This is a genomic window from Flavobacterium sp., assembly GCF_017985075.1.
In the GTDB taxonomy this organism is placed as follows: Bacteria; Bacteroidota; Bacteroidia; order Flavobacteriales; family Flavobacteriaceae; genus Flavobacterium.
The window spans coordinates 47,926-58,865 of sequence record NZ_JAGNYF010000008.1; the positions used below are offsets into that span (position 1 = coordinate 47,926).

Annotated in this window: 14 protein-coding genes; 3 read left to right on the plus strand and 11 right to left on the minus strand. The window is 29.0% G+C overall.

Annotated features, from left to right (window positions below):
- Window positions 1–9 precede the first annotated feature (9 nt).
- Both KA468_RS03255 and radC read right to left on the minus strand, forming a co-directional pair.
- Window positions 10–480 carry a hypothetical protein gene (locus KA468_RS03255; protein ID WP_291241504.1) on the minus strand — a complete coding sequence of 157 codons (471 nt, stop codon included), beginning with the start codon at window positions 478–480 and terminating at the stop codon, window positions 10–12.
- A 116-nt stretch (window positions 481–596) separates the two neighbouring features.
- The gene (gene radC / locus KA468_RS03260; protein WP_291241505.1) at window positions 597–1,280 is read right to left on the minus strand and encodes a DNA repair protein RadC; all 684 of its coding nucleotides are present in this window, start codon (window positions 1,278–1,280) and stop codon (window positions 597–599) included.
- Window positions 1,281–1,381: 101 nt separating this feature from the next.
- Here radC and KA468_RS03265 point away from each other — a divergent pair, with 101 nt between their 5' ends.
- Complete coding sequence (locus KA468_RS03265; protein WP_291241506.1) at window positions 1,382–2,032, plus strand: DUF1287 domain-containing protein; 651 nt, start codon at window positions 1,382–1,384, stop codon at window positions 2,030–2,032.
- Window positions 2,033–2,099: 67 nt separating this feature from the next.
- Here KA468_RS03265 and KA468_RS03270 read toward each other — a convergent pair whose 3' ends face one another.
- The 9 genes from KA468_RS03270 to xrtF all read right to left on the minus strand — a co-directional run bounded on the left by KA468_RS03270 (window position 2,100) and on the right by xrtF (window position 10,124).
- Window positions 2,100–3,455 carry a Mur ligase family protein gene (locus KA468_RS03270; RefSeq protein WP_291241507.1) on the minus strand — a complete coding sequence of 452 codons (1,356 nt, stop codon included), beginning with the start codon at window positions 3,453–3,455 and terminating at the stop codon, window positions 2,100–2,102.
- Window positions 3,456–3,527: 72 nt separating this feature from the next.
- Window positions 3,528–4,202 (minus strand): tetratricopeptide repeat protein, encoded by a 675-nt coding sequence (locus tag KA468_RS03275; protein ID WP_291241508.1) that lies wholly within the window; start codon window positions 4,200–4,202, stop codon window positions 3,528–3,530.
- A 77-nt stretch (window positions 4,203–4,279) separates the two neighbouring features.
- Window positions 4,280–5,425, minus strand: a complete 1,146-nt coding sequence (locus KA468_RS03280; protein ID WP_291241509.1) for an 8-amino-7-oxononanoate synthase — start codon at window positions 5,423–5,425, stop codon at window positions 4,280–4,282.
- 53 nt (window positions 5,426–5,478) lie between these two features.
- Window positions 5,479–5,961: a DUF1761 domain-containing protein gene (locus KA468_RS03285; protein ID WP_291241510.1), complete on the minus strand. Its 483-nt coding sequence runs from the start codon at window positions 5,959–5,961 to the stop codon at window positions 5,479–5,481.
- A gap of 51 nt (window positions 5,962–6,012) precedes the next feature.
- Entirely contained in the window at window positions 6,013–6,366 is a 354-nt protein-coding gene (locus KA468_RS03290) for a metal transporter (RefSeq protein ID WP_291241517.1), read from the minus strand.
- Between the two features lie 10 nt (window positions 6,367–6,376).
- Window positions 6,377–8,647, minus strand: a complete 2,271-nt coding sequence (locus KA468_RS03295; protein WP_291241511.1) for a TonB-dependent receptor — start codon at window positions 8,645–8,647, stop codon at window positions 6,377–6,379.
- Between the two features lie 48 nt (window positions 8,648–8,695).
- Complete coding sequence (locus KA468_RS03300) at window positions 8,696–9,115, minus strand: hypothetical protein (protein ID WP_291241512.1); 420 nt, start codon at window positions 9,113–9,115, stop codon at window positions 8,696–8,698.
- Between the two features lie 30 nt (window positions 9,116–9,145).
- Window positions 9,146–9,580 carry an exosortase F system-associated protein gene (locus KA468_RS03305; protein ID WP_291241513.1) on the minus strand — a complete coding sequence of 145 codons (435 nt, stop codon included), beginning with the start codon at window positions 9,578–9,580 and terminating at the stop codon, window positions 9,146–9,148.
- Entirely contained in the window at window positions 9,573–10,124 is a 552-nt protein-coding gene (gene xrtF / locus KA468_RS03310; protein ID WP_291241514.1) for an exosortase family protein XrtF, read from the minus strand. The genes KA468_RS03305 and xrtF overlap by 8 nt, the downstream gene beginning before the upstream one ends.
- A gap of 69 nt (window positions 10,125–10,193) precedes the next feature.
- Between xrtF and KA468_RS03315 the strand changes: the two genes are divergently transcribed.
- Window positions 10,194–10,646, plus strand: a complete 453-nt coding sequence (locus tag KA468_RS03315; protein ID WP_291241515.1) for a GAF domain-containing protein — start codon at window positions 10,194–10,196, stop codon at window positions 10,644–10,646.
- A gap of 134 nt (window positions 10,647–10,780) precedes the next feature.
- A partial coding sequence (locus KA468_RS03320; protein WP_291241518.1) for a TIGR03643 family protein occupies window positions 10,781–10,940 on the plus strand: 160 nt, incomplete at its 3' end.

Consider the following 10,940-nt stretch of genomic DNA (forward strand, 5'->3'; position numbering starts at 1 on the left):
AAATGGCGGTTATGCTTCGTAATCTTCCACTAATAATCCTTTTTCTTCATTGTAATAAATTGCTAATGAACCATCAATAAAATCAAAATGAATAAAATTTTCGTTTCTGTTTTCGTAATCATTTACTGTATTTACAGATAAAAGAGGCGTTTTAATTTTATCTTTCCAAATAGTAGCTGCGCTCACATCTACTCTTTTTAACGAAAGCACTTCTTGAAATTTTTCGGCTAACATTTTTTGTTCCTCCTCAAAATTGTAGTTTGAAGAAATTGTATAACCATTATCTTCTTCATTAATTTTGAAAAAATAAGTAGTTGTTTTATCAAAAACAATTTCAATAGTATCCACAAAAACAAATTTTTCTTCAGGGTTGACTAAATTTATCCAAAAATGATAAAAAATAGCCGAAATATTTTGATGTTGTTTTATTTGTGAAACTAATCTTAAATCTTGTTTGGAAAATTGATATAATTCGTTCATTGTATTGATTGTAAATTTATTTTGCAAAAGTACATTAACTATTTTAAAGACATAGATACATAGATTTTTTTTATTTATGTTTTTGAAAACAAATCAAAAAAATCTGCGTACCCATACTAAAAAATACCCGAATCTTTAAAGCTTAAATATCCAAATTCAGTAACAATAATGTGGTCTAATACTAAAACATCTAAAGTTTGACCTGCAACTTTTAGCTTTTTAGTCAATTGCAAATCGGGTTCACTGGCTTGTAATTTGCCAGATGGATGATTATGGCATAAAATTATTGATGTGGCGTGATATTCAAAAGCAGTTTTGAAAACCATTCTATTATCTACAACAGTTCCTGTGATACCGCCTTTACTAATTTGCGATTTATGAATTACTTTATTTGAATTATTTAAATATAATACCCAAAATTCTTCGTGAGGTAATTCTCCAATTATGGGTTGCATAATTTCAAATATATTTTTACTTGATGTGATTTTTGGTAACTCTGTAGCTTCTTCTAATCTTCTTCTTCTCCCTAATTCTAAAGCAGCAACAATACTTATAGCTTTTGCTTCGCCGATACCTTTAAATTGAATTAATTGATGAACTGAGAGTTTACTAAGTTGATTGAGATTATTGTTTGATGCTGCTAAAATTCGCTGACACAATTGCACTGCGCTATCATTTCTTGAGCCTGAACCTATTAATATAGCTAATAATTCCGAATCGGATAAGGTTGACTTACCTTTAAGTTGAAGTTTTTCTCGTGGACGATCGTCTTCAGCCCACTGATTAATTGGCGTGTACATAAAAATTTATTTTGGCGTTTATAAAAATCAAATGTAAAATTATTTTTAAGTCTTTCAAAATAAAACGATTGTAATTGCGTTAATTATTAAAACCCAAACTTATGAATTACATTTTCATTATAACTTTTTTATTAAGTTTTACTTCTTGTAACAAACAAGAAACACTTTCTGATACAACAATTTTAATTTCCGAAAAACAAGAAATTTATTCAATTGAAAACCCAAATTCATTTGCAGAAAAGTTATCAAATGCAGCGATTCAAATTATTGATAAAGATGTTGTTTATACACCCGATTATGTGAAATTAAAATATCCAAATGGCGATGTTCCAGCAAAAACTGGCGTTTGCACAGACGTAATAATTCGTGCTTACAGAAAATTAAATATCGATTTACAAAAAGAAGTTCACGAAGATATGGTGGCGAATTTCACAAAATATCCTAACTTAAAAAAATGGGGATTAAAAACTACAGATAAAAATATCGACCACAGAAGAGTCCCAAATTTAGAAGTATTCTTTGGTAGAAAAGGAAAAACGTTATCAATTACTCAAAACGCAAACGATTATAAAACTGGCGAAATTGTAACTTGGATGATCCATGATAAATTGCCGCATATTGGAATTATTACCCATTTAAAATCGAAAGATGGAAAACGTAATTTAATTGTACACAATATTGGTAACGGACAAGTTTTAGAAGATTGTTTATTTAGTTATACGATAGTTGGACATTTTAAATATGGAAAATAATTTGAAGATTAATTAATTTGAGGATTTGAAAATGTCTACTCAATTTTCAAATCTTCAAATTATCAAATTAGTTCATCAAATTTTTCACTTCATCAAAATTCAATCCGCCATAATTTCCTGAACTCATTAAAAGTAAAGCAGAATTATTAAAATCTTGTGCAAATAAATAGTCTTTAAATTCTGCTGGGTTCGTATAAATAATTAAATCTTTTCTATTGAATGATTGTGCAATTTGTTCATAAGATACTTCGTCTAATTGTTTAATTTTTACCGCATCTGGTGAATAAAAAACAACAGCTACATCTGCTGCGTCTAATGCACCTTCGTATTCTTTTAAAAATTCGGCATTTAAACTACTGTACGTATGTAATTCTAAACAAGCAATTAATTTTCTATCAGGATATTGATCTTTAACTGCTTTTGTAGTGGCTGAAACTTTACTTGGCGAATGTGCAAAATCTTTGTAAGCGACTTTATTACTGCTTTCTGCAATTTTCTCTAAACGCTTACTTGCGCCTTTGAAAGTAGCTATCGCTTCGTAAAAATCAACCTCATCTACACCCATACATTGACAAATCCATTTGGCACCCGCTAAATTATTTAAATTATGTGCGCCAAAAACTTCAATTGGCATGGGGCCTTCTGGCGTGTCTAATAAAGTAGTTCCGTTTTCAACAGTATAACTTGGTGTTTGATAGGCAATTTTACGAATTGGGTTTGTAGTTTCTTCGGCTACTTGTTTTACGGTTGTGTCTTCTTCATTATACACTAAAATACCGCCATTTGTAATTTGCGAAGTGAAAATACTAAATTGTTCTACATAATTTTCAAACGTAGGAAACACATTAATATGGTCCCAAGCAATTCCTGAAAGCAAGGCAATATTTGGTTGATACAAATGAAATTTTGGTCGTCTATCCATAGGAGAAGATAAATATTCATCACCTTCTAAAACTATAAAATCGTTAGTTTCTGTTAGATGCACCATTGTGTCAAATCCTTCTAATTGTGCGCCAACCATATAATCTACTTCAATATTATGATAATGCATTACGTGTAAAATCATAGAAGTAATAGTTGTTTTCCCGTGAGAACCACCAATTACAACGCGAGTTTTGCTTTTAGATTGTTCATATAAAAATTCTGGATACGAATAAATTTTCAATCCTAATTCTTGTGCTTTCAACAATTCAGGATTATCTTCCTTAGCGTGCATTCCCAAAATAACAGCTTCAATATCAGTTGTGATTTTCTCAGGAAACCAACCCATTTCAACAGGTAATAATCCTTTCTTTTCTAATCGAGATTTAGAAGGTTCGAAAATAGCATCATCGCTACCTGTTATTTGATATCCTTTATTATGTAACGCTAATGCTAAATTGTGCATGGCTGCTCCGCCAATGGCTATGAAATGTGTACGCATGTGATATGGTTAATGGTGAAAGATATATGGCAAAAGGTAAAGTTTATCCTCTACCTAAAACCATTTACCTAATTACTTTTTAATGTTTTGTGCTTTATTTTTATCTTTTAACTTATACATATATAAATCGTATAATTTGGCATATGTTATGGCTGATTTCCCTATTTGATGTGCTTTTATTAAATTTACTTCTGCAGCTTTATATCTTTTGTAATATACATCAATATAGCCTTTTGCCAAATAACCCTCTACTTTTGAAATGGCCAAAAGCTCATCTGCATATTTCAATGCTTTAGTTTCGCTACCGCCAATAATACCAGGCAATTCAATATATAACATTACTAACGCCCATCGCGATTCAAGATGTTTTTTATCTAAATTAGCAGCCGTTAAAAAAGCGGTTTCTATATCTCCTATCATACCAACTGCTTTAAATTTATTTACAGATTTGGCTTTCATTCCTAATGCGCCGCCATATTTAAACCAATACGTAGCGCTATTTGGGTTTTGAAGTTTTAATTTTTTATAATAAGCAATTGCGACATCCCATTTTTTTGAATTTCCAGCAATATCACCTAAATATTCAATGGTTTTTAGATGGTTGGGATCTGATTTTAAGTAACTTTCAAATACCGCTTTGGCTTCTTCAAACTTTTTTTCTTTGTATAACTTTTCTGCTTTCTCAAACAAAGTCTGAGAAATTAAGCACTGTGAAAATAATAAGAAAAAGAAAAAGAGTTTTTTCATAAATTAAATTTATTTTCAAAAATAAGAAAACAATTCGTTTTTATCAATAAAAAAGAAATACTAAATACGTGATTTGTTTATTTAAATGGGTGACGTTGTTGCCAAACGGTTTCGGGTTCTAAATTTTTAAATATTTTTCCTAAAAATCTATTGACTAATGGATTACTATGGTAGATGAAACCCGACATCAAAACAGGTGTCGCTCCTATTGAACTTTTAATTTCTAAGGCTGTTCTACCAAATATAATTTTTTTGAAATTATGAGTAATTCCAAATTCTGTCATATTGTACAACATATTCAAATACAACATTTTATCTTTTTGAACTTGATCATCGTATCCTAAAAAATAGGTTTCTAAAACCGAATCATTTAACAAAACGGAATGAAATCCCACTAATTTTTCATTTAAAAAATAACCAAAAATTTTAAAACCATGACCACATTGTTTTTTAAATGTTGAAAAGTGGTTTTCTGCTAAAAAGAATGTATTAAATGGTGCGTTTTTCGCTACGTAATGATATAATTCATTGATTCGAGATTCAAATGAAACTACTTCATTTACGTCTAATTCTTTTACAGAAATTCCTTCAAATTTTTTATGCGCTCTTTTATATTGATCTCGATATTTTTTTGAAAAGGCATTAAAATAATCTTCATTTGATTTCCAATTCGTTGGTATTTCGAAAATCATATTGGGTTGCGTATTGAATTCGTATATTTTATCGAAAGCATATTTTTTAAATTCTACAGCACAATTCTGATAAAAATCTTTAAAAGAAATCAAATGAATTTTAATCCCTTTTTGTTTGAAATACGCTTCTAATTCTTTTGAACTTTGTTTTAAAATATAACTAACTTCCTCAAAACTGATTTCTTTCTGAAAAGCAAAAGCATTTTGACCGGTAATCATGTTATTTCCAATAAACAATGTATGTGAAGCAAAATTTCGAAAAATAAAATTTCGAATAAATTTTTTAAAAAAGTTATCTCTTTCTCCAAACGATTCTAATTTATTTAAATCTAAATATTGGGCTAAAGAAACACCTATTAGTTCTAAATCCTCATAAAATCCAATATAAAAACATTGCATATTTGTTGGCGCCGAACGTTCTAAAACTTCTAAATAAGGAAGTTGTAAGAAATGATTAGCAACGGCAACTGCATTCCAATTTTCTGGAACGTCTTTTATTGAATCGAATATTTTTAATGTAATTTTTTTCAAGGCATAAAAAAGTCCCACAAATGTAGGACTTCTATTTTATAAATAAATGTTAATTATTTCCAACCGCAAATTATTGCACCCATAATTGTTAATGAAACCATCCAATACCCTGAAGTAACTACTATATATTTCCAAGATTTTTGTTCAAATAAACTATTTATTGCTGTAATTGGTAAAACAAAAAATAATCCTGTAAAAAAACCATGAAGCGCACCATGTTGAAAACTTCTAAATGCATCTCCGTAATCTGCCATAAATGCTGCATACGACGGTAGCGCTTTTGTAGCATCTCCACCAACCATGCCTAACGCACCAAATTGATGAATTACTATTCCAGATAATGTAAATGAAATTAAAAAAGAATAAAAAATGGTTAATCCAAAAACTTTAAGCATGTTACTTTGACGGGCTTTTTCTTCAGTCATTCCTGTTTCGTTCATCCAAATTGTTCCAAAAACTTTCGGATTGTACCAAACAAAGCCTACAATTAATGAAACAAAAGTGGCTGCTAAAATTGCATAAAAATTAAAAGGCATAATGAAATTTTTAATTGGTTAATAAATCAAATATAATAATTTTTTATAAAATTAATGCTTTGCTTCTGTTCGATACAAACAACAACCGTGAATTTTGTCATAATCTTCATCTGTAGCTTTTATATCTTTAGTGTCATGACCTACTTTTGCAATGGCTTTTTCTATATCTAAAACAGTACATTTTGATTCATCTATAATTAAATGTAGGTCTTGATGGTCTGCGTGCCAAACAGCGCTTTTTACTCCTTTTACAGAAAACGCGGCTTTTTCAATACGTTTTTTACACATATCACAATTACCATTTACCTCAATTTCTACTTTTTTATTTTTATTAGGTTGTTCTTGTGCGTTTGCATTCATTCCAAAAAAGGCAAACACTACTACTAATACTATTTTTTTCATAATTTTTTGTTTTTTAATGATTTATATGATTTTGTTCTTTTTTATCTTTTATTTTAAATCGTATTCCTGCATAATACATCGTACCAAAAACGGGTCCATAAATCATGGTACTATCAAAATACGGACTGTTAGGATTATCCGATGCAATTATGGCATTCTTCTGTTTAAAGTTACCTAAATTTTCTGTTCCAAAATACATTTCAAATGTACTTGAAAACGTTCGCGTTATTTGCGCATTTACAAGCTGATAACTTGGCGTATATTCCGATAATTGATACAGAACTGGGTTTGCTTGTGTATTTGGCAATCTTTGTTGACCAATCCAATTAAAAGTAGCATCAAATTTCCATTGTTGTCCTTTTTCCAAAATATGCGTTTCATAAGCTATGTTAGCAAAGAAACGATTTTTAGCTTGTAATGGTTTATCTAATAATCCAGTCGCATAATCGGTTTTAACATTTAAATATTTATAGGCCGTTCTAACATTTAAATGCGTCATTAAATTAATATTCCATTCAATTTGAAATGATTCTGCAAAACTTTTTCCATTTAAGTTAGAAAAAGTCACTTGCCTTGCATTTTCCAAATCCACCACAATTTGATTACTGAAATCGGTTTTATAATAATCCACAACCAGTTCATGTTCTTTTCCAAAAAGATAGAATTTCTGAATAAAACTTGTTCCATAATTCCATGCTATTTCTGGATTTAAACCATATAATTTTCCGTTTTCATTTTTAATAATAATATCTCTTGAACTGGCCAAAATATTTATGTTTTCAGCAAAAATATTTGAGGCTCTTTTTCCTCTTCCTGCAGAAAAACGAAATGTAGTTTTTTCAAACGGATTATATTTAACATGGGCTCTTGGGGTAAAAAATAAGCCCAATCTGTTATGATTGTCCGCTCTGGCACCTAAAACGAAACTGAAATTATTTAAATTATCGTAAGAATATTCAAAAAACGAACCAATTGAAGTATCAATTCTGTCATATTCCGCCATAAAATTGGCTTCTAAATGTTCTTCAAATGTATCATAATTAAAATTCAACCCAGTTATAAATTTATGCTTTGTATTGTTAATAATCGAATTAAAAATAAGGTTTGAAAAATAATTTTTATGATGAATATGATGTGTTTTATCTCCAAATTCAGAATGCATTTTATTGTACTGAAAGGCTTGTTGAAAACCAATACTTTGAAAAGGCATATCTGGATAAACATATCCAATTTTGTTGGAAATTTCTATTTTATCTGTATTAACCAGACTCGTCCATAAATTGGGATTCATCACCATTTCATGCGAATTGTCGTTTATTGTACCACCCGTTTTTTCATCTTTAAAATATTTTATATTTAAAAACGAAATAATACCTTTTTCTGCATTATTGTATTGCCAACGATTTAAAATATTAACTTGATTTCCTAACGGATTATCCAAAAACCCATCGTGATTCATATCATTTTTAATAGTTCTGGTATTTCCGTGAACTAAAACTAATGAACTTAATTTATCTGAATATTTATTGCCAAAATGAGTGTTAATTTCATATCTGCCATCATTTGAGGCATAAACATTGGCAAAAAACGGGTCTTCTTTTTGCGGTTTAAGTAACTCATAGTTTATTTGACCCGAAATACTTTCATATCCATTCACTACACTCCCCGCCCCTTTTGTAATTTGAATACTTTCTGCCCAAGTTCCAGGAATAAAGTTTAAACCTGTTGCCTGCAACGCGCCTCGAATGGCTGGAATATTTTCTTCACTCATTAAAATGTACGGACTCGTTAATCCCAACATTTTAATTTGTTTGTTACCCGTTACGGCATCTGAAAAATTAACGTCGATGGACGGATTTGTTTCAAAACTTTCCGATAAATTACAACAAGCGGCTTTTTGTAATTCGCCTTGCGATAAATGTTGCGTATTGGTAACTGCTTTTTGTTTTCTACCTAACGTATTTTGCTTCTTTATAATAGTTACGGTTGCAATATTACTTTCTGAAGCTGTTTTTTCTAATTGAATCGTGAAATCTGAAAAAGTACTTTGCTTGACTTCAAGTTTTTGAAACCCTTCTTTTTCAATAACTAATACAAGATTTCGGTTTCCTTGAATCAAACTAAACAAGCCGCTTTCGTTAGAAAACAATACGTTATTTAATTCAGTGATTGTTATTTTTACGTTACTGATAGGATTATTTTGCTTATCTGTAACCTTACCTTGAACACTGCTTTGCGCCAAAGAAAAAATTGGCATCAATACCAATAATAAAAGTTTATACATAATTAATTTATAAAGTTTATAATTTGAAAAAACTAAAAACGATATAAATTATGCGTAAAAAATAAGTTGTGAATAGAGCTTGTAAAAAGGAGGGGCATTAGAATTACAATAGTAATCTACATTTTTTTTATTTGAATAAAAGAAAGCTGTTTTGCCGAAAAAATCAGGTGTTTCATTTAAAAAATGTACAGCAAAAAAATCAAATTGGAAATCTTTTAAAATAGAATAATCAATTTTTTTATCGGTACTGATTTCCTCATTGGAACAACAACCATCTTCTTCCGATTCTATAGAATCTGAAGCGCAACAAGAATCTTCCGTTGCCGAATCAATTAATTTATTGTTTTGATACACCAAAGACACATAAGCAATTTGGTCATTACAATAATGCAACACCAAACTAGCACTACTATTTACTAATAAAATAAATAATGCTAAAAAAATACTTATATGTTTTTTAAGATTCATTACTGCAAATTTATGGTATTATTTTTTAACTTATTGTTTATTAACACTTTTTTGATAATAAAACGCAGGAACAAATAATAATAAAAACAGGGGTTGAATCAGAAATCGTCTTATATAAAAAAGAATTACAACATCTGAATTTGCAGAAAACTCGAGTAAAAAAAAGAAAAGTATCGTTAAAATCACAAAAAAAGCTAACAATAAAAAGGACGCTAATTTTACTAAATTCGTTTCTTTAAATAGTAAATAAATAATGAAAACAGTACAGATACTGTTGATTAAATATCTAAATAACAACCCGAAAAACAATTTAAAACCATCATATTTTGGAATAGTTTTATTTTGTGTAGCATCATTAAAAAATTCTAAAAAAGGATCATAAAATAAGTTACTTTCATAAATTCTAATTAAAACTAAAATCGCAATGAATCCCGCAATGGCAAAATATTTAATTTTACTATCCATTTTGTTTTTTATTTAATGAAAATCTAATTACCCAAAGTATCCAAAGTAAAAAAACTACTCCATAAATAACCAATGGAAAAAGAATATCGTGTAAAAAAGTGCCGTATTCTGGATACTTATAAAGCCCTATAGTTAGCAAAGCAATTCTGAAAATATTCAATATGAAAATCAATATCGAACCTAAAAAAATATATAAAAAAGTAGCAATAAATCTATTTGAAAAAGCAAATATAAAAGTAGCAAATAAAATAATTACGCTTACCGAATTACAGCCTTCAACTATCCGGGCAATATATTTGGAATTATAGATGACTTTATATGATGGCTCAAATTCATGTTTGATTATCTCACAATCTGCACCAAAAAAAACAAGCGTATTTTTTGTTTGTTCTGCTACAAATTGCGTTATGCTATCAACTTCATTATTTTGTGTGTGGTAATGATTTAAATAAAACGAGTAGACTATCGTAACTACAAAATAGCACAAAATAAATTTCGCCAGAAAAATAAAAAATACTTTATGTTGCTGAAATATGTTTTTCAAAATTTTAATTTTAACAAAAATATAATTTTTACTTTCTTATTTATGTATAATTTTACAAAAAAATTAAAAATGAAATTTGAAAATATAAAATCAGAAGTAAAAAACATCATTAACAGTAATGAAAATAGAGATGAAAAGCTAATTCGTATTTGTCAATTATTACAAGATTCTATTTCGTATTACAATTGGGTTGGTTTTTATTTTGCAAATCATGAAAATAAAACATTACATCTTGGTCCTTATGTTGGGGCTGCAACCGATCATACCGTTATACCATTTGGAAAAGGAATTTGCGGACAAGTAGCAGAAAGCAATGCCAACTTTGTTGTTCCTGACGTTTCTGCTCAAGATAATTATATTGCTTGTAGTTTTACTGTAAAATCGGAAATTGTAGTACCACTTTTTGTTAATGGAATAAATATTGGTCAAATCGATATCGACAGTCATGTTATCGATCCATTTACAGAGGCAGATGAACGTTTTTTAGAATTTGTAACTCAAGAAGTAGCTACACTTTTTTAAATTTTTATAGCTAAATTTAATTGTCCGTTATACAAATATTTGTTAACGGATTTTTTTATTCCATTTCCGTATTGAAATTCAAATTATTCTACTTAATTTTGTTTACTTTTTTTAAATTAAAATTAAACAAAATAATGCCAATTGCTCAAAAAACAGAATTAGATAATATTGCCATCGATAGAATCATAGAAATGGCTTGGGAAGACAGAACCCCATTTGATGCTATAAAATTCCAATTTGGCTTAGCTGAAGCTGATGTTAAAGCATTAATGAAGAAAGAATTAAAATTCTCAA